Source organism: Peribacillus frigoritolerans (assembly GCF_040250305.1).
Taxonomy (GTDB): Bacteria; Bacillota; Bacilli; order Bacillales; family DSM-1321; genus Peribacillus.
Window position 1 is genome coordinate 5,043,828 of sequence record NZ_CP158190.1, and the last position, 24,843, is coordinate 5,068,670.

At 42.3% G+C, this 24,843-nt stretch carries 26 protein-coding genes; 13 read left to right on the forward strand and 13 right to left on the reverse strand.

The window, feature by feature from the left end:
* Positions 1-209 precede the first annotated feature (209 nt).
* Positions 210-1,556 (reverse strand): glucose-6-phosphate isomerase, encoded by a 1,347-nt coding sequence (locus ABOA58_RS24960; RefSeq protein WP_350300436.1) that lies wholly within the window; start codon positions 1,554-1,556, stop codon positions 210-212.
* Positions 1,557-1,703: 147 nt separating this feature from the next.
* Entirely contained in the window at positions 1,704-2,867 is a 1,164-nt protein-coding gene (locus ABOA58_RS24965) for an iron-containing alcohol dehydrogenase (protein WP_350300437.1), read from the reverse strand.
* 201 nt (positions 2,868-3,068) lie between these two features.
* Between ABOA58_RS24965 and ABOA58_RS24970 the strand changes: the two genes are divergently transcribed.
* Positions 3,069-3,302, forward strand: coding sequence for a DUF378 domain-containing protein (locus ABOA58_RS24970; protein ID WP_063234087.1), 234 nt, complete (start codon positions 3,069-3,071; stop codon positions 3,300-3,302).
* A gap of 137 nt (positions 3,303-3,439) precedes the next feature.
* On the opposite strand, the gene yugI is transcribed toward ABOA58_RS24970, so the two are convergent.
* Positions 3,440-3,844 (reverse strand): S1 domain-containing post-transcriptional regulator GSP13, encoded by a 405-nt coding sequence (gene yugI / locus ABOA58_RS24975; RefSeq protein WP_063234086.1) that lies wholly within the window; start codon positions 3,842-3,844, stop codon positions 3,440-3,442.
* 345 nt (positions 3,845-4,189) lie between these two features.
* Here yugI and ABOA58_RS24980 point away from each other — a divergent pair, with 345 nt between their 5' ends.
* Together ABOA58_RS24980 and ABOA58_RS24985 are read left to right on the forward strand one after the other, a co-directional pair.
* A complete protein-coding gene (locus ABOA58_RS24980; RefSeq protein ID WP_260358696.1) occupies positions 4,190-5,533 on the forward strand; it encodes a sodium-dependent transporter in 1,344 nt (447 codons plus the stop codon).
* A gap of 141 nt (positions 5,534-5,674) precedes the next feature.
* Positions 5,675-6,028 carry a helix-turn-helix domain-containing protein gene (locus ABOA58_RS24985; protein ID WP_054398881.1) on the forward strand — a complete coding sequence of 118 codons (354 nt, stop codon included), beginning with the start codon at positions 5,675-5,677 and terminating at the stop codon, positions 6,026-6,028.
* A 158-nt stretch (positions 6,029-6,186) separates the two neighbouring features.
* Here the strand turns inward: ABOA58_RS24985 and ABOA58_RS24990 are convergent, their stop codons facing one another.
* A complete protein-coding gene (locus ABOA58_RS24990; protein WP_350300438.1) occupies positions 6,187-7,356 on the reverse strand; it encodes an aminotransferase in 1,170 nt (389 codons plus the stop codon).
* The gene (locus tag ABOA58_RS24995) at positions 7,353-7,853 is read right to left on the reverse strand and encodes an Lrp/AsnC family transcriptional regulator (protein ID WP_350300439.1); all 501 of its coding nucleotides are present in this window, start codon (positions 7,851-7,853) and stop codon (positions 7,353-7,355) included. Before ABOA58_RS24995 ends, ABOA58_RS24990 begins: the two co-directional genes overlap by 4 nt.
* Positions 7,854-8,150: 297 nt before the next feature.
* On the opposite strand from ABOA58_RS24995, the gene ABOA58_RS25000 reads away from it, so the two are divergent.
* Positions 8,151-8,993 (forward strand): alpha/beta fold hydrolase, encoded by an 843-nt coding sequence (locus tag ABOA58_RS25000; protein ID WP_350300440.1) that lies wholly within the window; start codon positions 8,151-8,153, stop codon positions 8,991-8,993.
* A 586-nt stretch (positions 8,994-9,579) separates the two neighbouring features.
* Here ABOA58_RS25000 and ABOA58_RS25005 read toward each other — a convergent pair.
* On the reverse strand, positions 9,580-9,840 hold the full coding sequence (locus ABOA58_RS25005) for a DUF1871 family protein (protein WP_350300441.1): 261 nt from the start codon (positions 9,838-9,840) through the stop codon (positions 9,580-9,582).
* Positions 9,841-9,933: 93 nt separating this feature from the next.
* Between ABOA58_RS25005 and ABOA58_RS25010 the strand changes: the two genes are divergently transcribed.
* The gene (locus ABOA58_RS25010; RefSeq protein WP_350302967.1) at positions 9,934-11,118 is read left to right on the forward strand and encodes a MalY/PatB family protein; all 1,185 of its coding nucleotides are present in this window, start codon (positions 9,934-9,936) and stop codon (positions 11,116-11,118) included.
* Positions 11,119-11,386: 268 nt separating this feature from the next.
* On the opposite strand, the gene ABOA58_RS25015 is transcribed toward ABOA58_RS25010, so the two are convergent.
* Complete coding sequence (locus tag ABOA58_RS25015) at positions 11,387-12,142, reverse strand: TraR/DksA C4-type zinc finger protein (RefSeq protein ID WP_350300442.1); 756 nt, start codon at positions 12,140-12,142, stop codon at positions 11,387-11,389.
* A 143-nt stretch (positions 12,143-12,285) separates the two neighbouring features.
* Between ABOA58_RS25015 and ABOA58_RS25020 the strand changes: the two genes are divergently transcribed.
* Entirely contained in the window at positions 12,286-13,143 is an 858-nt protein-coding gene (locus tag ABOA58_RS25020) for a manganese catalase family protein (RefSeq protein ID WP_350300443.1), read from the forward strand.
* A 40-nt stretch (positions 13,144-13,183) separates the two neighbouring features.
* Here ABOA58_RS25020 and ABOA58_RS25025 read toward each other — a convergent pair whose 3' ends face one another.
* The 4 genes from ABOA58_RS25025 to ABOA58_RS25040 all read right to left on the reverse strand — a co-directional run bounded on the left by ABOA58_RS25025 (position 13,184) and on the right by ABOA58_RS25040 (position 15,440).
* Positions 13,184-13,798: a PH domain-containing protein gene (locus ABOA58_RS25025; RefSeq protein WP_048687662.1), complete on the reverse strand. Its 615-nt coding sequence runs from the start codon at positions 13,796-13,798 to the stop codon at positions 13,184-13,186.
* Positions 13,799-13,838: 40 nt separating this feature from the next.
* The gene (locus ABOA58_RS25030; protein ID WP_137016352.1) at positions 13,839-14,315 is read right to left on the reverse strand and encodes a GNAT family N-acetyltransferase; all 477 of its coding nucleotides are present in this window, start codon (positions 14,313-14,315) and stop codon (positions 13,839-13,841) included.
* Positions 14,316-14,490: 175 nt separating this feature from the next.
* Positions 14,491-14,715, reverse strand: a complete 225-nt coding sequence (locus tag ABOA58_RS25035) for a hypothetical protein (RefSeq protein WP_034310272.1) — start codon at positions 14,713-14,715, stop codon at positions 14,491-14,493.
* Between the two features lie 134 nt (positions 14,716-14,849).
* A complete protein-coding gene (locus ABOA58_RS25040) occupies positions 14,850-15,440 on the reverse strand; it encodes a peptidylprolyl isomerase (protein WP_098371439.1) in 591 nt (196 codons plus the stop codon).
* 178 nt (positions 15,441-15,618) lie between these two features.
* On the opposite strand from ABOA58_RS25040, the gene ABOA58_RS25045 reads away from it, so the two are divergent.
* Positions 15,619-16,005 carry a kinase-associated lipoprotein B gene (locus ABOA58_RS25045; protein ID WP_350300444.1) on the forward strand — a complete coding sequence of 129 codons (387 nt, stop codon included), beginning with the start codon at positions 15,619-15,621 and terminating at the stop codon, positions 16,003-16,005.
* 40 nt (positions 16,006-16,045) lie between these two features.
* On the opposite strand, the gene kapD is transcribed toward ABOA58_RS25045, so the two are convergent.
* A complete protein-coding gene (gene kapD, locus ABOA58_RS25050; protein WP_350300445.1) occupies positions 16,046-16,669 on the reverse strand; it encodes a 3'-5' exonuclease KapD in 624 nt (207 codons plus the stop codon).
* A 259-nt stretch (positions 16,670-16,928) separates the two neighbouring features.
* On the opposite strand from kapD, the gene ABOA58_RS25055 reads away from it, so the two are divergent.
* Positions 16,929-18,788, forward strand: coding sequence for a transglycosylase domain-containing protein (locus ABOA58_RS25055; RefSeq protein ID WP_350300446.1), 1,860 nt, complete (start codon positions 16,929-16,931; stop codon positions 18,786-18,788).
* A 38-nt stretch (positions 18,789-18,826) separates the two neighbouring features.
* Here ABOA58_RS25055 and ABOA58_RS25060 read toward each other — a convergent pair whose 3' ends face one another.
* The gene (locus tag ABOA58_RS25060) at positions 18,827-19,384 is read right to left on the reverse strand and encodes a DUF5366 family protein (protein ID WP_350300447.1); all 558 of its coding nucleotides are present in this window, start codon (positions 19,382-19,384) and stop codon (positions 18,827-18,829) included.
* A gap of 332 nt (positions 19,385-19,716) precedes the next feature.
* On the opposite strand from ABOA58_RS25060, the gene ABOA58_RS25065 reads away from it, so the two are divergent.
* Genes ABOA58_RS25065 through ABOA58_RS25085 form a run of 5 tightly spaced genes read left to right on the forward strand, consistent with a single transcriptional unit; the run spans position 19,717 to position 24,839 of the window.
* Complete coding sequence (locus ABOA58_RS25065) at positions 19,717-22,122, forward strand: Na+/H+ antiporter subunit A (RefSeq protein WP_350300448.1); 2,406 nt, start codon at positions 19,717-19,719, stop codon at positions 22,120-22,122.
* Positions 22,119-22,541, forward strand: coding sequence for a Na(+)/H(+) antiporter subunit B (locus tag ABOA58_RS25070; protein WP_350300449.1), 423 nt, complete (start codon positions 22,119-22,121; stop codon positions 22,539-22,541). The genes ABOA58_RS25065 and ABOA58_RS25070 overlap by 4 nt, the downstream gene beginning before the upstream one ends.
* Positions 22,541-22,882 (forward strand): Na(+)/H(+) antiporter subunit C, encoded by a 342-nt coding sequence (locus ABOA58_RS25075; RefSeq protein WP_076368129.1) that lies wholly within the window; start codon positions 22,541-22,543, stop codon positions 22,880-22,882. The genes ABOA58_RS25070 and ABOA58_RS25075 overlap by 1 nt, the downstream gene beginning before the upstream one ends.
* Positions 22,875-24,356, forward strand: coding sequence for a Na+/H+ antiporter subunit D (locus ABOA58_RS25080; protein ID WP_350300450.1), 1,482 nt, complete (start codon positions 22,875-22,877; stop codon positions 24,354-24,356). The genes ABOA58_RS25075 and ABOA58_RS25080 overlap by 8 nt, the downstream gene beginning before the upstream one ends.
* A gap of 6 nt (positions 24,357-24,362) precedes the next feature.
* The gene (locus ABOA58_RS25085) at positions 24,363-24,839 is read left to right on the forward strand and encodes a Na+/H+ antiporter subunit E (RefSeq protein WP_350300451.1); all 477 of its coding nucleotides are present in this window, start codon (positions 24,363-24,365) and stop codon (positions 24,837-24,839) included.
* Positions 24,840-24,843: the final 4 nt, after the last annotated feature.

The window sequence follows — 24,843 nt, forward strand, 5'->3', positions numbered from 1 at the left end:
TTCGCTAATTTTCTATTAGCTTAACCAAAGTGCCTTAAAAAAAACCTGGCCTGGCCTATTGTTCCTTCAATTGGAAAAAGGAATGGGAGTTCCAAGCTCCCCTTACGCTTTTGTGAAGTTTCCTTCTCTTCGCCTGACACTACTTTAGCTTTTCAAACAGAAAAAAAAGGCACAAAGCTGGATGTAATTCCAGCTTGATGCCTTTTTTATTATAAGCGCTGTTCGAGCTCAGCTTTTTTCTTTTCATAACCAGGCTTGCCTAAAAGAGCAAACATGTTCACCTTATAGGCTTCCACTCCAGGCTGATCAAATGGATTTACACCCAGTAAGTAACCGCTCATTGCACAAGCTTTCTCGAAGAAATATACCAGGTAGCCAAAAGTATAAGCATCGAGTTGCGGAACCGTTACGATCAGGTTTGGAACGCCACCGTCCGTATGGGCTAACAGCGTACCCTCAAATGCTTTATTATTCACGAATTGTACCGTTTCACCTGATAGGTAATTCAGGCCGTCCAAGTCATTGGCCGCTTCTTCAACCAATATTTCATGACGGGCCTTTTCCACCTTGATGACTGTTTCAAAAAGGTCACGCCGTCCTTCCTGAACATACTGCCCTAATGAATGAAGGTCGGTCGAGAAGTTAGCCGATGAAGGAAATATCCCTTTTTGATCCTTTCCTTCACTTTCTCCAAATAACTGTTTCCACCACTCAGAGAAGTATTGAAGTCCAGGCTCATAGTTTATCAGCATTTCAATCGTTTTCCCTTTATTGTAAAGGATATTCCGAACCGCCGCATATTGGTAAGCCTGATTCTCACCTAGCTCGGAAGAACTGAAGTCCGCCCTAGCACGCTCGGCTCCCTCCATGATTTGATCGATATCCGCCCCGCTGACCGCAATCGGAAGCAGTCCTACAGCCGTTAAGACCGAGTAACGTCCGCCAACATCATCAGGAATGACGAAAGTTTGGAAACCTTCCTCCGTTGCTACCGTTTTTAATGCGCCCTTTTCTTTATCAGTGGTCGCATAAATGCGGCTCTTAGCTTCTTCAACACCGTATTTTTGTTCCAGCAGTTTCCGGAAAATCCTGAAGGCCAGAGCAGGCTCCGTGGTCGTACCGGATTTAGAGATGACATTGATCGAGAAATCCCTATTTTCCAATAGGTCCATTACGTCCTGCATATATGTAGAGCTTATATTATTACCCACAAATAAAATTTGCGGTGCATTTCTTTTATCCGACGGTAAAATGTTATAAAAACTATGTTGAAGCATCTCAACTGCCGCTCGTGCTCCCAGGTATGATCCGCCGATACCGATAACCAGCAGCACATCTGAATCTTCTTTTATTTTAGCTGCCGCTTTCTTGATCCTTGAGAACTCTTCTTTATCATAATTGGCGGGTAAATCAAGCCAGCCAAGATATTCATTGCCTGCCCCTGTCTGCTCATGCAGGGAATGGTGTGCCACTTTTACAGCATCCTGTAAATAAGTAATTTCATGCTCCCCGAAAAACGGCAGGGCTTTTGAATAATCGAAACGAATATGGGCCATTCAAATTCCTCCTTGAATTCTTTAGTTTCCCTTTCACTTTATCTGATGTAATTCTCATAATCAAGAAATCGATCATGTAAATAACGAATTATGCATATAAAGCAATCTCCCACCCGGCAAGGTGGGAGAGCGGATCATATCACTTGTTTATAATGAAGCCCGTAAAATGGCAAGGACATCTTCACGGTTCAGGACCTTGAATCGTCCAAATTCCCCTCTGCTCATTGCTTTATCAGCCATGACTTCCAATTGTGAGTCATCGATGCCATAATTCGAAAGATTGGTCGGCGCCCCTAAGCTGCTCCAAAATGACCTAAGTCTTTCAATTCCTTCAAGGGCCGCTTCCTCATCCGTTTTACCTTCCGGATCTACATGGAATACACGGACTGCAACTTGCTTAAAGCGTGCGACATTTTCTTGGAGCACATGCTTCATCCAATTTGGGAATAAGATGGCCAATCCCCCTGCATGCGGGATATCATAAACAGCTGAAACGGCATGTTCAATGTTATGCGTTGCCCAATCACCGCTGTAACCAACCCCAAGCGACCCATTCAAGGCTAGGTTTCCGGCATACAGGATAGTGGCCCGGTGCTCATAATCCTCCAGGTCTTCCAATAGTTTAGGTGCTGTTTCAATCACCGTAGATAACAGCGATTCACAAAAACGGTCTTGCAGCGGTGCATGCGTTTCCGGGTGGAAGTACGTTTCGAACACATGTGACATCATATCGACCATTCCGTATACCGTCTGGTCTTTCGGTACTGAAAAAGTATTTTCAGGATCCAAAATGGAGAATTGCGGAAATACCAATGGACTTCCCCATCCGTATTTCTCTTTCGTTTCCCAGTTTGTTATGACAGATCCGGAATTCGCCTCAGAGCCTGTTGCAGCTAAAGTCAGCACCGTTCCAAATGGAAGGGCCTCTTCGACTGGTGCCTTCTTGATGACAAGATCCCATGGATCCCCCTCATATTTAGCACCCGCAACGATGGCCTTTGTAGCGTCTATAACGCTTCCTCCTCCAACAGCAAGGACAAAGTCGATACCATTTTCTTTACAAAGGTCAACACCTTTCCGGACTGTCGAGATGCGTGGATTCGGTTCAACTCCGGAAAGTTCGTGCACCTCTGCATTGATCTCTTTCAAGGCATTGACCACTTTTTCATATAAACCATTTTTCTTTATGCTTCCTCCACCGTATACAAGTAAAACTTTATCGCCATACGCAGGAATTTCAGTTTTTAAGCTTTCAAGCTGACCTTTCCCGAAAATTACTTTAGTAGGATTCTTATATGTGAAATTCTCCAATGGTATCTCTCCTTTAATGCCACATTGACTCCGTTTTTGAATTATCGACAGTGCCAAGTGCTAGTTTTTCTTTTATTCATTATGACCAATGTTCCATTTAAATACAAAATATCCGCCCGGAACTTTTGAGTGGATGTATATTTACATGATGAAAAAGCATGATAGTAAAGAACTGATTTTTTCAAAAAAGGAGGCTGTACAATGAGTGGAATACAAAGAACTGCACTTGTTCTTACAATAATCGGGGCAATCAACTGGGGATTAATAGGTTTTTTCCAATTTGACTTGGTCGCTTCGATTTTCGGAGGGCAAGATGCTGGATTGGCCCGTATCGTTTATGGATTGGTTGGAATCGCCGGTCTCATTAATCTTGGTCTTCTCTTTAAACCAAGTCCTGAAATTTCCAGGGAGCCTGAAACCAAACCGACTCGTTGAGGTCTTGACCATGGATAATGTTTATGTTCTATAAAATAAAGCCGGACCATGGAAAACACATGACCCGGCTTTATTTCATTCATATGCCCCTGGACAAAAAAAACCGGCTGATCGAAGGATCTGCCGGTTCCAAAAAATTATTTTTTGATTAAGTCTTCGCGTTGAGATTGTTCAATCCACTCTTGAAGTTTGTCTTTCAATGTGTTGAAACCTTCAGTAGATTCGATGTGAGATGTCGCTTTAACAGATGCTTGGCGTTTTTTCGGAGCTTTTTTCGGAGCTTCAGTACGCTCAGGAGCTTCTTCTGTAGCGCGGATCGATAAGCCGATTTTTCCAGCAGCTGAATCGATGGAAAGAACTTTAACTTTCACTTCATCGCCCACTTTTAAATGTTCGTTGATATCTTTAACGAAGCCGTGAGTAATTTCAGAAATATGAACTAAACCTTGAGTTGAATCATCTAGAGCAACAAATGCACCGTATGGTTGAATACCAGTAACTTTACCAGCAACTACCGCACCAATTTCGAATTTTTCAGACATGGTAACACTCCTATTTTATATATATTTTTTCGTCTTTTCACGCAATAAAAAATTATATCACATAATTGGAAAATAATCAAAGTTAAGTATACCATACTTTTTAGGATTTTACTCATTAAAAATGTTTGTTTTTTGGAAATAATAAATATTATAAGATCTTTATTTATAACTTATCCTAATAATTTGCAAATAACCTCTATTCCCCTTAATATATTTACTCATTTTTCTAAAGATTGTAATATTAAAACACTATTCAATTCCGCATAATCATAGTAAGATGAGAAAATGTTTTAAAAATGTAATATGCAGCTAGATATTTTTTACATCTAAAGGAGTTTTTCCATCATGTCAAAACAAGATCAATGGACTTCAAAACTTGGGTTCATCCTGGCAGCCGCAGGATCCGCTATTGGATTGGGCGCCATTTGGAAGCTCCCATATATGACTGGGCTAAATGGAGGAGGGGTCTTTTTCCTGCTCTTCATTTTATTCACCCTGCTTATCGGGGCACCGATATTAATAGCCGAATTCACGATTGGCCGCAATGCACAGAAAGATGCCATTAGCGCATATAAACATATCGCCCCGGGGAAGCCTTGGGCATTGATCGGATATGGCGGTGTCGTCGCTTCCATCATTCTGCTTTCCTTCTTCAGTGTTGTTGGAGGCTGGATCATCTCTTATTTAGCCAGAAGCTTTACAGGTTCCCTCTCAAACTTGACGCAAGAAGAATATGGAAACTTCTTCAATAAGATAATCAGTAATCCTTATGAAACGGTCATCGCTCAGTTATTATTCATGGTCTTTACCATTTGGGTCGTGCAAGGCGGCGTTTCCAAGGGAATTGAAAAGGCGAATAAATATATGATGCCTTCCTTGTTCATCCTTTTCATCATTCTTCTTATCCGTTCCTTGACTCTGGATGGAGCGATGGAGGGTGTTAAATTCTTCTTGAAGCCGGACTTTTCCGCATTAACAGGGGAAACGATCCTATTGGCACTGGGCCAATCCTTCTTTGCACTAAGTGTCGGTGTTTCCGTGATGGTAACCTACGCATCCTATTTAAGCAAAAAAGAAGATATTACAAAATCGGCCTTTTCGGTAGTTGGACTGAATATCTTCATTTCCTTGCTGGCTGGTTTGGTCATCTTCCCGGCTGTTTTCGCACTAGGCTTCAGTCCTTCAAGCGGGCCTGGATTAGTATTTGTCGTGTTGCCAGCCGTTTTCAATGAAATGGCGCTTGGCGGGATTTTCATGTTCATTTTCTTCATATTATTATTATTTGCCACCCTTACGACGGCATTCTCCATTCTTGAAATCGTCGTTGCCGCCATGATCAAGGGTGATGCTGCAAAGCGTAAGAAGGCTTCTTGGATAGCTGGTATCACCGTTTTCTTAATTGGGATTCCAAGCGCATTATCATTCGGGGTGCTTTCGGATGTGAAGATTTTCAATTTATCCATATTCGATTTCGCTGATTATCTGACAAGCAATATCGCGCTGCCAGTCGGCGCATTGTTCATATCCCTTTTCATCGGCTATCAAATGAAAAGGATCGAGGTACAAAAAGAGTTCGAATCCGGCGCTGATTCAGGCCGATCACTTTTTAAACTTTGGTACTTCCTGATTCGCTACATCGTGCCGATCATGATCATACTCGTATTCCTTAAGTCAACTAATCTCATTTAACATTCAACGTGCCGTTTCGATATTTCTCGATGCGGCATTTTTTCACAAAACCTACATATATTCCATTACTTCCCTTAAGTAATAATATGGTAAAATAATTACATAAAGAAAATATATTTCCTGAAAAAGGAGTGTCTGACTATGTCAAATATCGCGAAGAATATCCGGCAATACCGAGAAGATCACAACCTCACTCAACAGGAACTGGCTTTGAAATTACGAATCGGCACGAAGAAAATCGAAAAGTATGAATCAGGTGAATCGGTTCCTGATACACAAACCATTTTACGGCTTTCCACCGTTCTTGACATTCCGGCTTCAGAATTCCTGAAGGATGCCCAGACCGGTAACGCCGCTGGTATCGACGAGGACATAAAAAAATTGATTGAAGAAATCGGAACCAAAAAAGCGGAGCTCATTCTAAGAACAGCTAAGGACTTTAGCGAAGAACAAATTCTGAAAGTTATGCATACTTTATATAATACACAAGCTTAATTCAAAAAATGGGTCGTAGTATGTGTATTTTTTTTCAAGGTACTGGATATACTATGATTAACACTTTCTATGTTAATCCATTAGATTAACTCTTTTTTCTAATTCCCCCTATGGAAAGGGATCCGGCTGTTAAAGGCCGGATCCCTATTTTTTTGCTTTTATTGGCAATGATTCTTCATGAAACGTTCCATTCTTCTAAGCGCCTCTTGAAGCTGTTCCATGGAGGATGCATAAGAACAGCGGATATGACCTTCACCGCTTTCCCCGAACACATCTCCCGGTACAACGGCAACAAGTTCTTCCGTCAGAAGTTTCTCAGCAAATTCCATAGAAGTCATCCCCGTCTTCTCGATTGATGGAAAAGCATAAAAAGCCCCGCCAGGATTATGGCAATCCAGACCCATATCGTTAAATGATTTCACGATATAATTTCGTCTTCTCCGGTAACTCCGACGCATTTCTTCCACATCCTGCATACCGTTCTTCAATGCTTCCAATGCAGCATGCTGCGCAACGGTCGGCGCGCACATCATCGCATATTGGTGAAGCTTAAGCATCGCTTCGGAAATTTCCTTAGGTGCACAAACGAACCCAAGACGCCATCCAGTCATCGCAAACCCTTTCGAAAACCCATTGATGACAATTGTCCGCTCAAGCATGCCATCAATGGCAGCAAAAGAAGTGAATTCCTCATCATAAGCAAGTTCGGCATAGATTTCATCGGAAATCACCAGCAAGTCATGCTTTTTAATGATGTCAGCAAGCATCACTAATTCTTCCTGCCCAAGCTGGGTTCCCGTCGGGTTATTCGGTGAACAGATTAAAACGGCCTTCGTTTTAGGCGTGATCGCCGCTTCGAGTTGTTGGGGAGTCAACTTAAAGTCATCTTCCTTGGATGTTTGGACCGTGACCGGTATCCCCCCTGCCATGGTCACAAGCGGTGCATAGGCGACGAAACAAGGTTCGACGACAATGACTTCTTCACCTGGATTCAAGATGGTCCTCAGGGCAATATCCAGGGCCTGGCTTGCTCCGACCGTGACAATGATTTGATCGTCCGGTCTATACGAAACATGGAACTGCTTCTCCATATATCGGCTGATTTCCGACCTTAATTCAAATAATCCGGCATTTGCCGTATATGAGGTATATCCTTCTTCCAATGAGTTGATCGCCGCTTCCCTTACTGCCCAAGATGTTACAAAATCCGGTTCACCCACACCAAGAGATACGACCCCTTCCAAATTGGCTGCCAAGTCGAAAAAGCGGCGGATGCCTGATGGTTTAAGCTCTGCAATCGTTTTTGAAACATAACTCGTTTTAATCATGGTGACACCACTATCCGCTTATCTTCTTCAGTTTGATCAAAAATGGTGCCATCATGCTTGTATTTTTTCATGATGAAGTGAGTCGTCGTAGAAATGACGGAATCCAGTGTCGAAAGTTTTTCCGAAACGAAGCTTGCCACTTCATTCATCGAACGTCCTTCGACAATGACCGAAAGATCATAAGCCCCTGACATTAAATAAACGGACTGGACTTCTTTGAATTTGTAAATCCTTTTTGCGACATCATCGAAACCGACACCGCGTTTTGGAGTGACTTTTACATCGATCATCGCTGTGACACCATGATATTCATCCACTTTTGCCCAGTTAATGACTGTTAAGTAACGTACAATGACCCGCATATCTTCTAATTTCTTCAATGTTATTTCTATGTCCGCTTCTGATTGATCGGTCATTTTAGCCAAATCCTTCAGATCAATCCGGCTGTTATTTTCAATGATTCTCAAGACTTCCAATTCCTCTTCATTCAAGTGCATTGGAAAACCCCCCTTTTGGAATTCACTAATTTAGATGTGATGGTTCGGCTGGCAGATAGTCTCACGAATTACCTTATTAGACTCTTTTAAAAATCCTATATGACAATATAATTTAATAAGTCCTATGCTGTCAGGATAAACTTACACTATTATATCAAAATTGGTTGGGGACCTGTTATAGTAATTGTATTTTTTCATCGTTATTATTACAATTACTGTTATGCAACAGTATTAAAGGACCTTTTTTGGAATATTCAGGGTAACACAGGTTTGACCAATAACGGAGGAGGAGCTTTTATGGAAAGTCATACAATCAAAGGTGTCGAACGGGTGGGTAATATCGAAATCTATTTTGAATATGACCGAATCGATGATTCCCTCCCCAACCTTGTCCTGCTTCACGGATTTTTGTCATCGAGCTTCAGTTTCCGTAAATTAGTCCCCTATTTAATCAAGGAATACAATGTGATCTCCATAGACCTCCCGCCATTCGGGCAAAGCGGAAAAGATTATCGATATACATATTCATTCCGAAACATCGCTAAATCCGTCGTTATGTTCTTGGAGGGGAAAGGCATCAGGAAATTCAGTATCATTGGCCATTCCATGGGCGGGCAGATTTCCCTGCAGCTCATCAAGTCATATCCTGATCTTGTCGACCATGCCATTCTACTTGCCGGTTCAGGCTATCAGCCCGGCTATTCGGAAAAAATGAAGATGGTCAGTTACCTGCCTTTCTTTTCATACGGGATAAAACGATATCTGCAAAAATCAGGTATCGAAAAGAATTTGAAAAATGTCGTCCATGACCCGGCGATGATTGACGATGAAATGCGACAGGGATATCTAGGACCATTCATAAAGAAGCATGATATTTTCCGGGCATTGGGGAGGATGCTTCGAGATAAGGAAATCGATTTGTTGAAGGAGGACCTTAGTGAAATTCATACACCCTGCCTGCTTATTTGGGGAAGACATGATCGAGTGGTGCCATTGAATATCGGCGAAAGGCTCCATGAAGACCTGCCTAATTCCGAGCTTGTTATCATTGAGGATTCCGGGCACCTTCTTCCAGAGGAGAAACCGGAAGAAGTGTATCAACTAATTAAGGGGTTTATTGGAGTGGCCACCCCAACGTAAACTCACGAGTAAATTGCTGTAATTCGAGAGTAAAAGCACAATTCACGAGTAAATAACCGAAAATCACGAGTAAATGCCTGTAATTCACGAGTAAATCACTGAAAATCACGAGTAAATGCCTGTAATTCACGAGTAAATCACTGAAACTCACGAGTTAATCACTGAAACTCACGAGTAAATCACTGAAACTCACGAGTATATCGCCGAAACTTACGAGTATACTGCACAAACTTACGAGTAAAAGCACAATTCTCCAGTATATCGCCAAAACTCACGAGTAAACTTCACAAACTTACGAGTATACTGCACAAACTTGCGAGTAAAAGCACAATTCACGAGTAAATCGCTGAAACTCACGAGTAAATCACGTAAACTCACGAGTAAACTTCACAAACTCACGAGTATACTGCACAAACTTGCGAGTAAAAGCACAATTCACGAGTATATCGCCGAATCTCACGAGTAAATGACTGTAATTCACGAGGATACTGCACAAACCACGAGTTAACTGAACAAACTATGAGTATAGAGCAAAAAAACAACGTAAAAAAGGTGCCCCTGATTTCCGGGTACACCTTTTTCACCTTTATATCGAACAGCTGGCTTCATTTTTTATGATGAGCAGCTTTCGTGCAACTTCCAGGCACTTTTCCATCTGAATGGATTCATCGAACGCGAACTCGTAAATGGATTTTATTTTTTCCGCCAGTTCCTTTGGGTCATCTATATCCCGGATTGCTACGACCGTATCGGCAATTTCCGGCTCATATAGATCCCACCCTATCTTGAAAGGGTCCCATTCTTGCAAAACGGCAACCAACGCTAAATTCATTTGCTGTGTATCCATAAAATCATCACCTGCTCAATATTTTCAAAGAACATGATATCATAGTATCATAACAACAGGCTTTTCGCGAAGACGACAAATTTTTATTCGGTGGTGGATATTTTGAACAAGTCAATATTTGAAGAACAAATTAACAGGGAAAATTCAGGGTCTGCAAAATGGGATAAAAACTTCCTTACATCCTTATATGGGCGCGAGGATGTTCTGCCAATGTGGGTTGCCGATATGGACTTCCCATCTCCTGAGGGCATTCAAAAGGCATTGATGGAACGCTTGAATCATCCAATTTTCGGCTATACCGTCCCTTCTGAAACGGTTTTCACTGAAATTCAAAGCTGGCTTAAAGACCGGCACTCCTGGCAAATCGATAAGAAGTGGATTTCATTCAGCTCCGGCGTCGTTTCCGCAATCGGTACAACGATCCAAGCATTCACGAACCCGGGCGATAAAATACTGTTACAATCTCCCGTCTATACCCCATTTTTTGATATGATCAAAAATAATGACCGGGAAGTGGTCAATAGTCCCCTTATCATAGAAAAGGACCGCTTTGAGATTGATTTCACTGATTTTGAGGACAAGCTGAAAAGCGGAGTGAAATTATTCCTTTTTTGCAGTCCGCATAACCCTGGCGGACGCGTTTGGACAAAGGACGAACTCTTACGGATCGGGGAGCTATGTGAAAAATATGATGTAGTCATCGTCAGTGATGAGATACATGCTGACTTATTCCATACAACATCAAGGCATTATCCGATCGGCTCGCTTTCAGAAAAATTAGCGGATATGACCGTTACATTGATGGCGCCAAGCAAAACATTCAATATTGCCGGCCTTCAGGCTTCATTCCTGATCACAAGTAATGAAAAATTGCAGAAGCAATTGCAAAAGGCGCAAACGAAACTGGCCTTCCATGGTCTTAACATCTTTGCTTTAACAGCAATGGAAGCCGCATATCGGGAGGGCTTGGAATGGCTTGAAAACATGATCGGCTACATTGAGGAGAATATAAAAGTGGCAGAGGAATTCATTGCAGCCGAAATTCCTTCACTGCATGTCATGCATCCGGAAGCCTCTTACCTTTTATGGATTGACTGCCGTGACCTTGGATTGACCGACAAGGAAATCAAGGATCGACTTATCCATCAAGGGAAGCTCGCATTGGAGCCTGGTTCTAAATACGGACCTGGCGGAGAAGGTTTCGTCCGAATGAATCTCGGTTGTTCACGCAGCGTCATGATGGATGGGCTAAACCGTTTGAAATTGGCTTTTTCTTAAATAAAAGCTGTTTTCGCATACTTTGTTGCTATTTACTAAGTAGTGCGGTGTGGTTGATTTCCCCTCCAGATGCTCGCTTTCCGCGGGGCGGGCGGTGAGCCTCCTCGGCGTAAACGCCTGTGGGGTCTCACCTGTCCCGCTGCTCCCGCAGGAGTCTCGCACTTCCGCTCCAATCAACCTTAAATAGTTTCGTTTTAAAAACAACAATCTTTACGAAAAGAGCCTAAATAAAAGAAGAACCAGGCTTAGAATCCTGGTTCTTCTTTTTTCAATCTTTTTCATCATCCACATAAGGATCATGCTCATATCGGGGCAAATCCCCAAATGAGGTTTGAATATTCTCCTCAAAAAGTTCTTCCTTCAATTCTTCATATTGCGAGTTCGGATAAACCGTTATTTCCTTACCGTACATATCCACACCAACGAAATTTTCATAATTCTCGACATATCCCACATTTTCTTCGGACTCGACATACATATCTTCATAATCGTTTGGCGGATTTACAAAATCGGAAGGCGATTCAGATGTTCCATAACTGGCAACATCCTGCCAAGAATCTTCCGCATCGTACGCAACCGATTCATGCCGGTCATCATAATCAAACTTTCCAAATGGAGGACCGAGCACTTCCTCTTCCACCGGCCGATTGTCCGAAGTTTCCTGTGATGGGGTATGCTCGACACAATAAGTCGTTGTAGGGATTGCTTTCAAACGTTCAAGAGGTATTTCCTTGGAACAGACCTCGCATTTTCCATACTCACCTGCCTCGATCGCAGAAAGCGCTCGTTCAATATCCCTTATTTCATCCCGATCATGCTCGGAAAGGGCCAAATCCTTTTCCCGTTCATATAACTCGGTTCCTTCATCTCCGGGATGATTATCGTAACTTGATAACTCACCAGTAGAATCCTCCAGGCTTCTTCTTAAATCGTGGTTGCCTGAATCATTTAATCGCTCTTCCAACTCTTGCTTCGTTTGCTGCAATTGCTGTTGAAATTCTTTTAGCTGCTGATTGGATAGCATGTGCAACATCCTTTCAAAATCGTTCTTCCCTCTAGTATTTCTCTCTTCCCTTCATTCCATAAAGGTACTTTTTACCTTAGGAATAATTTAATTCAGATAACAGAAGCTAACTTAGAAATATTAATTTAAGGAGGGGCTTCCATTTGTATTTCTATAAAGAAGACTTAATCAATATGATCGTTCCCGATAAGCCTGATCCGAATGCTGCAAAAGTGCTTCAGGAAACGCTTGGAGGGCAATTCGGTGAAATGCGGACGATGATGCAGTATTCTTTCCAAAGCGCAAACTTCCGCGGCAAGGCTAAACAATATCGTGATTTAATTCGTGGAGTTTTCTTGGAGGAACTGAGCCACGTTGAACTTGTCCAATCAACCATCAACCAGCTGCTGAATGGTGCTGGCGGAGATATGCCCGGAGATGTCGCTACCGACGGCGCTCCATTGGATGAAGTCATCAAAGGCGGCGCAAACCCTCACCATTTCATCATCGGCGCGAAAGCATCCCTGCCCGTCGATGCTGGAGGCAATCCGTGGAATGGATCATGGGTTTATGATCACGGTAATCTTGTGGCGAACCTTTTGAACAATGTCATGCTTGAATCTACGGGTGTCCTGCAAAAGTCCAGGATTTATGAAATGAGTTCCAATAAATCAATGCGTGAAACACTGGCATTCTTAATGGTTCGTGACAATGCCCACCAAAATGCATTTGCCAAGGCATTGGAAACTCTTGGGGTCGATTGGGGGAAAATCTTCCCTGTACCTAATTATGATTTGAACAAATATCCTGAATGCCGCAAATATGTGGATTTAGGCTACCATAATGCCCAATTCAACTTCAGGATGGATCAAACTCAAATCAGCGAAATTTTCCAAGGGGAAACACCGAGCCGAAATGGCGGAAACCTTGCTGTTACCGAGCCGCCAAAAGGATTCCCTGTCCCTGAAATGCCGGATATGCCAAATGAACACAGCCCTGGATTGACTGATTTGAACAATTAAAAAAGAAGGCGAACACATCATTCTGTGTTCGCCTCCTTTTTTAATTATTGATATATTTTTCAAAAACAAAGCCAAAATCTTTCACATGGTACTTTTTCCGGCTGTCCATTAACCATTCGAAAGCGGCGGAATTAATTTCCTTGAAACTTGCAGCCATTTGGCTTCCATCAGTGCGAACTTGGTTCAAAGTGGAAGAAGCAAGGTTTACGCTTTGCTGGGCATATTGAAGGGCAAACTCATTCTCATGGCAAATTTCCGATATTTTCACGAGTGATTTAAACAAGTCCTTTAATTCTTCAATGAATTTCTTATGAACATCAATGGAGAAAGTCTTTGCACCGATCGAAAATTTTATTTCAGCATCCAAATCCACGGTCCCTGCGGTTTCAAGCGTGGCATTTGATATAGTATACTGGCTGTAGCTATATCTTGTTAGTGTACGCTTTTTGCTTATCGCACTTGTACCGTCCAAATGTATGAACGCTTGATTCGTGAAACAGTACTCATCCGTTTTTGATTTAATAAGGAAATAAATTTTTTCCCCATCTTCATGCATGATATAGTCATCTGCATCCACCTTGTCATAATCAGCAGGACTAATCACACTTCCAATATCACTAAGACCAAGGGCATCTGCCGCCATTTTCTTGAACATTCCTATTCCCCCTATCAATATCCAGGTGAACTACACCTTATTATAAGTATTTCTCCAGAATTATCTCGTCTCGGATCGGAATTCCATCAAAACTGTAAAATGGAATTTCCGGCTTGATTTTCCGTGATTCTTCCACGGCATTTTTAACGACTTCCGAAATGACATAACCACGCTTTTGAAAAAACTTCAATGCCTGTAGATTATCGTTCGTTGTAATCGCTTTAATAGTATGGCAATTTTTTTCCTTAGCGATATTTTCCATCACATAAAGCAATGATGAGCCAACACCTTGATTCTCATGCTCACTGTTCAAAGAGATGATCTGACATACATGGTCGGACAATTTGTATGTTCCCAACCCCGTGATTTTTTCATTTTCGTCCATCACCCCAAAGCCCTCAAGTTCCGCATAATGAAACAAGCCTCTTGAAAAAACGACTTGGGTCGTCTCCCAGTGCTGAATGAAAAAATCCTTGACCGTATCTGCCGCAATCATTCTTTTAGCTACGATTTGCATAACCAATTTACGCCCCCAAAATTTCTATCTCTATGCTTATAGTATAAAATGCTTATGCTGATAAGGGAACATTTAATTCTTTACGCCCTTCTAACAAAACATAATACCATTCATATTCAGATAATCAATATTCAAAAAACGGGGGCACCCTAGTGATGCACGGCATCTTCCGGGATCAAGAAATGGTATCATCCTTTATACGCTGGTTCCTTCTGGTGACCTCATCTTCGAATTGCTTCGTTTTCAATTCTTCCTTCTTTGAATATCTTATAATTGCCCTCATCGTAAAAACGGCCGCCACTAAAAAAATGAAGCAAGTTATACCAGCTGAGATATATTCAGTCTTGTCTTCCGGAAAGTAAAGAAACAAACCTAGTAAAGCATGATTGAGAAAGTCCATCCGATACATCCTTCCTGATAGGGAATTAAACTGCATTATCCCATTATATCAATTACCAGAACAATCCACTAGTGGGCTTAATCTACTAAACCCCGAAAAAAAGAGAGGCACTGAGCCTCTCGCTTCTCTTTTATTTATAAAATGGTGATTCCTTTAATGACCACGTCCACTGCAGGCTTGTCTCCCGCAACTGTCTCTACGTTAGCAATCGTATCAACAACGTCCATGCCTTCGACCACTTGTCCAAAGACAGAGTGTTTATGATCCAGCCATGGTGTGCCGCCTTGCTCCATATAAGCACTGATGATTTCTTCCGGATAACCGGCTTGCTTCATTTGCTCACCCATCCTGCTGTCCACATGCTGGGCTTGTACAACGAAGAATTGGCTGCCGTTTGTTCCTGGGCCTGCATTCGCCATGGAAAGAGCACCTCGCAAATTGAATAATTGCATGGAGAACTCGTCCTCAAATGGAGTTCCCCAGATACTTTCTCCACCCATTCCAGTGCCTGTCGGATCTCCGCCTTGAAGCATGAAATCCTTGATGACACGGTGAAAGATGATTCCTTCGTAATATCCGTTTTCAGCATGTGTCAAGAAATTCTCCACCGTCTTTGGAGCCAGTTCAGGGAATAGTTTAATTTTAATATCGCCCATCGTCGTTTGCATGATGACCGCTTTTTCATTTTCCAAAACTTCACTTGTTAATTGTGGAAAGTTTGTCATTTTACATAACCTCTTTCTTTTTAAAATTAAATGGCATGAAACACCATTTTCCATCTTCATTTGTACACTTTACACGATTTTCATAAAAAAAGCATCTTTACGAAATTGAACAAATTCGCTGTGAAAAATCGTCGTTCTTATGTATCATGAAGGAAGTTAAAAGAAAGGTGGTAGGGAAATGTCAGAACAGGATTTTAAAATCGGCGATAAGGTTACCGCCATATATAAAACTGGAAAATACATCGGGGAAGTCACCGATATCAGACCTGCTGCATATCTTGTTAAAGTGTTGGCTGTCTTGAAGCATCCCATGCAGGGAGATCTTCATAACCCGAAGCAAACGGAAGTGTCCATGTTCCATCAGCGGCGTGCTCTAGCTTTCCGGGAGCAAACCAATGTACCAAAGAATATGGTCAGGAACTTTAATGAGGAGATTCCTGAGTATAAGGAATCCTTAAGAGAAGCTGTTGAGAAAATGAAAGGCACTTTAAGCGAAGCCCAAACAGAGTGGAATGATAAAAGCTTACAGTTGCTTGAAGATCTAGCGGCGGATTATTTTAAATAAAGCATGATAAAAGCCAAATCAGTAGTATATGATTTGGCTTTTATAACGCTAAATGATTCAATACTTTTGATAAATCAATGCGATCGCCAATTGTCGTCGGTTCATGATTTTTCATATAACTTTTATCTTTCTCCACTAGCTTAAAGATATTATATGTCGTAATCGCATCATCCAGCGCCCGGTGATGCTTGCCTGTCCCTTCCTTGCCATAGGCCTGTACAGCTTTCCAAAGCCCGGTTTGATTTTGATCCCCGAAAAAGCGTTTATACTCCAGGCAAAGATCGCTTTGTTTCCCTGAAAAAGGGAAATCCAATCCTGCTTTCTGACAGTTCTGGCGAAGTACCTTCATGTCCATATTTCCCCAGGTAACAATCGTCGTCGGGTGCTGCTCATCAATTTTCTTCAATAAATTAACCAGCTCTTCAAATGAAATCCCCCGGTCCACCTGATCCTGGGTAATGTTCAAGAACTTTTTGCATCTTCCCGTTAAGACTGGAAATTTCATTGGGTTAACAAAAGATGAGAATTGTTCCTGAATGGTCTCATTAATGACGGTGACTAAGCCAACCTCAATGATTTCCGGATAAAACCCTACTGGATTGGCTTTTCCTTCCGGCATCGTAAATTCAAAATCAATGAATACATATTGCTGTTGTTCCTCCATTTTTATGACCCCCTTCATATTCCTGACATCAACATATAAACAAAAAATGGTTTTTTCTTACGAGACTATTATAACAGAAGATTTAGAAAGTTTTTCGTAACCCCATCCGGATACGTTATTGCCGTCATACCTAATTTACCCAAAACTCTTTATTGTCTATCTTATTTGGATTATGATGGATGAATAAACCAAAAGTACCATTTTTCCACCCCTTCAATCCAAGGACATACTAAAAATATATTAGTTAGGAAGTTGAACTATGCGCACGTATCTTGGTTATATCACGATTTTCCTCTTAATTCCCGTATTGATCCTTTTCATTTTCCTTTCCTATCAGGAGTGGTCCTTAGCTCAATCTCCCTATCATGTACTAGACGAGCGAATTCCCATTGAATCGATAGAACTGGCTCAGAATAGTTACATGAAGGCCGCAAATGGAAAGGTCATCAGTGAAATTTCCACTGGTGAGAAACGGACTTACCTAAAACTTGAAGACATCCCCCTCTTCCTGGAAAATCTATTCATCGTTACAGAGGATCAGAAATTTTATGATCATGCTGGCGTTGACCTATCCGGCATAAGCAGGGCGCTTCTTATCAATTCACAAAATAAAACAATCGAACAAGGCGGCAGTACCATTACCCAGCAACTGGCCAGGAATGTTTATCTTTCACATAATAGGACGTATAACCGAAAACTCAGTGAACTCATTTACGCCTATCAGATAGAGCGAAAAAAATCAAAACCGGAAATCATGGAGCTGTATTTGAATGCCATATATTTCAGTAATGGAGCTTATGGAATCGAAGCTGCTTCCCAATATTATTTCAGCAAACCGACTGGAGAGTTATCCAAGGCGGAACTTGCCTTCCTGGCCGCAATCCCTAATAATCCGGAAAACTATAACCCTCTTAAACATTTCGATGCGACGAAAAAGCGTCAGGAGAGATTACTGAATCAAATGGTGGCCGAAGGTGATTTAGAACAGGCCGAGTACGAGAAGCTTATTAAAAGTACGATTAAATTAGACTTGTCCACCCCGGTCGACTTATATCCCGATTATGTGACATATGTTCATCAGGAATTGAAAAACCTGGTGGCATCCTCCGAGGGTCTTGACAAATCTCTGCAAAGCCCTGAAGTCGCCATCCGTAAGAAAGCGGAAGCTGAGCTGGATAAAAAGGTCATAAAGCTTTTGAATTCCGGTGTAACCATCCATACCGCACTCGATACCAAGCTGCAAACACAGTCAAAGACTGCCGTACAATCAAAAATCGGTGTCAATGATATCGAGGGAGCTTTAGTGGTTATACAGCATCATACGCACGAGCTTGTCTCTTTGATTGGGGGAAAAGATTATAAAAAAAATTCTTTCAACCGTGCATACCAAAGCTATAGGCAGCCAGGATCAGCCATTAAGCCGCTTCTCGATTACGCTCCCTATTTGGAGGAAACGGATGCAGACATCAATCAGCTAGTTAGCGGAGCAAGCTATTGCAGCAATAGCTATTGTCCAAAGAATTATAGCGGCGACAGCTACGGGATGGTCACACTAAGAACTGCCTTCGCTCAGTCCTATAATACACCCGCCATAAGAATTTTTGAAAAGACGGGAGTGGAAACGAGTTTCAAGCACCTCGATGCTTTCGACTTTAAAAAGGTGAGCAAAAAAGACCACCATACGAGTTCGGCCATAGGCGGATTCGAATATGGCATGAGTCCCCTTGAACTGACAAATGCCTATACTTCCTTCAATGACGGAAACTATCAGCCGGCGCGCGCCATTATTAAAGTCACCGATCAAGAAGGTAAAGTCCTTTATAAATGGAAAGACCGCTCCAAGGAGATATGGAGCAAAAGCACCGTAACCAAGATGCGGCAGCTGCTCCATGAAACGATCATTTCCGGGACAGCCCGCAAAGCCTACTTTCCTACAGAATATGTCGGCGGTAAAACCGGTACGACCAATGATGTGAAAGACATGTGGTTTGTCGGCCTGACAGCAAACTATACAACGGGGGTTTGGATTGGAAGGGACAAGCCATCCAATCTACAATCCATTTATTCACATACACCCCATGTATTGATTTGGAAAGATATCAGCCAGACTGCCGAGTGAAAAAAGAAGGTGCCGAGATGGCACCTTCTTTTTTATGGCTATATGGGAAGGCTTGCAATGACGCTGTTATAAAGCTTCAATCCTGCATAAGCTACTATTGAAATCAGTGCCGTCCAAACGAAGATTGGAAAGAAAACCAATCCCACTAACCTCGACAAATTCAGGCTCGGGCTTAACTTATTGACAAAATAAATTAAAGCAACGACATTCGTTGCGATAAAGATGGACCCAAGCCCGATGATGAATTGAACACTGAACAATGAACAGGCACCGCCAATCACATATATGACAGACCCCTTTCTTACACTGTTCAGGGCTTTACCTTCAGAATCCTTGGAAAAGAATAATAAAGACAGCTCCAATATCGTATCGGAGATCAGCTTCAATGCGGCAAAAACCATGAAGAATAATAAGAGCAATACGATCAGCAGCGCCAGCTTAATGCCGGTTTCAGAAAAAAACTCCAGCATCCCTTGGTAGATTCCCAAGTTTCCAAATAAAGAGAGCATTTGCATTTCCCCATAAATGGCAAAGGAGAGGCTGAATAATAGAATTGAAATGATTGGTAAATAGCTAAGTAAATATGTGTTTTTCATGATTTCTCCATCCACGCGTCTTTTATCCTATATTATGCAAGATAATCCACCATTTCACAATGGATACTCTACTAATTCACCCTGGAAAAACTTTTTTCAATAAATTTTTCTGGTGGGTTTCCCCTCCTTTTCTACCTATATATAAAACATCATTCAAGTTGGCCTTCACCGTTTTTAATGCCATGCAAACCCACATAAATTGCGTTATACTTTTAAGCGAGACAAGCATTCGATAATAAAATACATATTCAACGAAGATTTCCTAACGTCTAGGATTGCGCGAAAAAAGCATAATAAGACGACTGACTTCGTTTTAAAAAAGGGGGGAGTTTATGTCTTTACTTCATTGGGCGGTATTATCACCGTTTCTTTTAGCACTTATTGTACCAATATTGTACAAACTATTTCGACAAATACATACAGGATGGTTTGTTTTGATTTTACCTATTCTCCTTTTCACCTATTTTTCAAGGTTCATTTCCTTAACCAAACAAGGGGATATCATTATGGAAAGGGCAACATGGATTCCTTCTCTTGGAATTCATGTTGATTTCTATATAGATGGACTAGGGCTTTTGTTCGCCTTGCTCATTACAGGTATAGGTTCACTCGTCGTTCTGTATTCAATTTTCTATTTATCGAAAGAGAAAGAAAAGCTGAACCAATTTTACGTCTTCCTATTGCTTTTCATGGGAGCAATGCTTGGTGTCGTCCTATCCGATAACCTAATTGTCCTCTATTCGTTTTGGGAATTCACGAGTTTATCATCTTTTCTATTGATAGGATATTGGAATGAAAGGGAGCGTTCACGTTATGGAGCGCAGAAATCCCTGCTGATCACCGTGCTTGGAGGCTTAAGCATGCTTGGTGGGATAATTCTCCTTACCGTTATGGGGAACACATTCAGCATACGTGAATTGATTGCACAAAGCGGGGAACTTATGGACCACTCGCTCTTCACTCCTGCACTTTTGCTTGTGCTGCTTGGCGCGTTCACTAAATCCGCACAGTTCCCGTTCCATATCTGGCTTCCTGACGCTATGGAAGCCCCGACACCGGTCAGTGCTTACCTTCATTCCGCCACAATGGTCAAGGCCGGAATTTATTTGGTTGCCCGATTAAGCCCTGTATTTGCAGAATCAGGATTATGGTTCTGGCTCGTTTCGATCGCCGGATTGATCACCCTGTTCTGGGGCTCATTCTCTGCTATCAAGCAGACTGATTTAAAGGGGATTCTCGCTTTTTCCACCATCAGTCAGCTCGGATTGATCATGTCGCTTTTGGGACTTGGTGCGGCTGCCCTCCACTATGAATCTTTAGGGGAAAATATATACTTGGCAGCTACGGTTGCAGCAGTATTCCACTTGATTAATCATGCGACCTTCAAAGGCAGCCTTTTCATGGTTGCAGGCATCATTGATCATGAAACCGGTACCCGTGATATCAGAAAGCTAGGCGGATTGATGCAGTTGATGCCAATCACTTTCACCGTCGCTGTCATAGGTGCTTTTTCAATGGCTGGACTTCCGCCCTTCAATGGTTTTTTGAGCAAGGAAATGTTCTTGGCCAGCATGGTGAATGTATTGGAATTGAATATCTTCAATATGGAGACATGGGGGGGCCTGTTCCCTGTGGTGGCTTGGGTAGCCAGTGTATTCACTTTTATTTATAGCATGATTGTCGTGCTCAAACCCTTTACAGGCAAACTTCAGTTACAACTATTGGAAAAGAAGCCCCACGAGGCGCCGATCGGGATGCTGATATCCCCGATCATCCTTGCTTCGTTGGTTATCGTTTTCGGTATTTTTCCAAACTTGCTATCTTCATCAATCATTAAACCTGCGGTAGCCGGCATACAGCCAAGCTTGGCGGGACCGGATTTCCAAGTCCATATCGCCTTCTGGCATGGATTCCAACCTGAAGTATGGATGACCATCGGAATCATAGCATTTGGAATCCTTTTATACAAAACGCTTCCGAAGTGGCAGAAGATCACTCAGTGGATTCCTGAACGTATATCCCTGAATGCTTTTTATGATAACGGGGTAAGAGGTCTCGAACGCTCAGCTTCCTTCGTCATGAAAGTATTAATGACAGGTTCTATTCGGACGTATCTGCTTTCAATCTTCCTTTTCTTCATTCTTTCCTTGGGCTTTACGCTCTATTGGAAGGATGCATTTAAATTGGATACAGGGAATTTTGCCCGGATCAGCATATATGAATTGGTATTAGCTTCGATCATCGTGATTGGCTCGATCGCCATTCTGTTTGCAAGATCCCGTTTAACTTCCATAATCATCTTAGGAGCCGTCGGTTATACGATTTCCCTATTTTTCGTTTTGCTACGGGCACCGGATTTAGCCTTGACTCAACTAGTCATCGAAACGATTTCGGTATCGCTGTTTTTGCTCTGTTTCTTCCACCTTCCTTTAATGGCAAGCAGAAAGGAAGAACGGATGACATTCAAGTTGAATAATGCCCTGATATCCATTGGTGTAGGGGTCATCGTGACATTGATTGCCTTATCGGCACATAGCAATAAACTATTTGATTCCATATCCAATTACTATCTTGAAAATGCTTATAAGGAGGCAGGCGGGAAAAACGTCGTAAATGTCATTCTCGTTGACTTCCGCGGACTTGATACGATGTTTGAAATCAGTGTCCTTTCCATCGCTGCGCTCGGAATATTCGCGATGATCAAATTGCGTTTGACAGGGGGGAAAGATAAATCATGAGGCAAAATGACCTAATTCTCCAAACGGTTACGAAAGTCGCCGCCTTTGTTATCTTGCTGTTTGCGGTAGCCATCTTTTTAGGCGGGCATTATTCGCCAGGAGGCGGGTTTGTCGGCGGGTTAATGACTTCAGCCGCGATTGTCCTGCTGTTGCTCGCTTTCGACATTAAAACCGTCACCGGCATCCTGCCGATTGACTATAAATTAATGATCGGGTCAGGCTTGTTCATATCAAGCCTGACCGTAGCCGGTGGGCTATTTTTCGGGGTGCCCCTCATGACACATGTTTATCATTATGTTGATTTACCGCTCCTTGGGCACATCTCGCTCCATACCGCGGTACTTTTTGATCTGGGTGTTTATCTTGTGGTTGTTGGTGTAACGATGACCATTATTCAAACGATAGGGGAGAGTGAATAATGGAACTTTTAATGGCCATTGTCATTGGAATACTATTTATGTGTGCGACCTATTTAATGCTTTCCAAAAGCATTTTAAGAATCATAATCGGTACAGGGCTGCTCAGTCACGGCGCCCACCTTTTGATTTTGACGATGGGCGGTTTGAAAGGCGGTTCCGTTCCATTGCTAAGTGATGAAGCTGCATCCTATGTCGATCCGCTTCCGCAAGCGCTTATCTTGACGGCGATCGTCATCAGTTTCGGAGTCACATCATTTTTGCTGGTACTTGCTTATCGGACCTACCAGGAACTCGGTACGGATGACATGGAAGAAATGAGAGGTACGGAAGCGAATGAATAATCTTACTTTCATGCCTGTTTTATGGCCGCTTTTCACAGGCATCCTTCTCATATTCTTTGCCAAAAAAATCAAGCTGCAAAGAGGGATATCCCTTACTTCCTCTCTTATCGGAATTGGGATTTCCCTTTATCTAGTGTATACAGTCCATTCTCAAGGGATCTTGACTTTAGGTGTCGGCAGCTGGGATGCGCCATTCGGCATCGTGATCGTCGCAGATATGCTTTCTTCGCTGCTCGTACTGACCACGAATGTCATTGGATTGGCTATACTGCTTTATTCGTTTTACTCCATAGGGGAGGAACGTGAAAGACATTATTATTATCCTGTATTTCAATTTTTGCTGATTGGAGTAAACGGTGCCTTTCTAACGGGGGATCTTTTTAATCTATTCGTATTTTTCGAAGTCATGCTGATGGCTTCCTACGTGCTGCTGGTACTGGGAGGGACGAAAATCCAACTCAGGGAATCATTGAAGTATATCATCGTCAATGTGCTTTCCTCTTCCTTTTTCGTCATCATGGTAGCGTATCTTTATTCAGTTCTAGGCACATTGAACATGGCGGACATCAGCCAGAGGATAACGGAAGTCAACCAGCCTGGAATCATCTCGGTGATAGCGATTGGCTTTCTGATCGTATTCGGTTTGAAGGGAGCCATTTTCCCGCTCTTCCAATGGCTGCCTGGGTCTTATTATGCTCCGCCGATTCCAGTGATGGCCCTTTTCGGGGCATTGCTGACAAAGGTCGGGATCTATTCCATTTTCAGGACCTATACACTCATGTTTTATCATGACCAGGATTTCACCCATACTTTCCTTGCGATACTTGCTATCTTGACCATCATTATCGGTGTCATTGGTGCGATAGCCTATTGGGATGTAAAAAAAATCATCATTTACAATATCATCATCGCCGTCGGGGTTATCCTATTCGGAATCTCCGTCATGAATGAACAGGCCTTATCAGGCTCCATTCTATATATCATTCATGACATGCTGATCAAGGCTGCGCTCTTCCTGCTGGTTGGCATCATGATCAAAATCAGCGGATCGGATGATTTGCGGAACATGGGCGGCTTGATCAAGCAATACCCGGCCGTTGCATGGACCTTCTTCATAGCTGCCATATCGCTGGCGGGAATCCCGCCGTTCAGCGGTTTTGCAGGCAAGCTCCTGATTCTTCAGGGAGCAGCAGAAAAAGGGGCATACTTAGGAATGGCCATTGTCTTGCTTTCGAGCTTGATGGTCCTATATTCCGTCATGAAAATATTCATGAATGGCTTTTGGGGAACTCCAAAAGCTGATTATGCCTTAACTAATAAAACGGTAAATAAAATGCTGGTTCCGGCAGTCCTCCTCGTCATCATTTCCGTTTTATTCGGAGTAGGGACAGAAGCGGTTTACCCATACATTACACAAGCTGTAGATTCATTAATGAATCCCGAAATCTATAACAAAGCGGTTTTAAAGGAGTAGTGCCTGATGTCATTCCAAATTTTACTGAATGTGTTCCTTGCGTTTATCTGGATGTTTTTAAAAAATGAGTTTAACGGGAGCACTTTTATCATCGGATATATATTGGGGCTCGGCATCATGTTCGTCTTCCGTCATTTTTTCAATGATCGTTTTTACTTGAAAAGGGTGAATGCCGTCGTTCTATTGCTGCTCATATTCGCAAGGGAACTCATACTTTCCAACATTAGCGTCCTTAAGGCCGTGCTTAAACCGAACCTGGATATGAGACCTGGCATATTCGCATTTGAAACCGTGCTGGCCAAGGATTGGGAAATTACGATACTATCGAATCTAATTACGCTGACACCAGGAACACTTGTCGTTGAAGTATCGGAAGATAATCGGATTCTTTATATCCACGCGATGGATATTGCCGACAAAGATGAGGCCGTTGACAGCATTAAAAATACATTTGAAAAAGCGATTATGGAGGTGAGCAAATAATGTT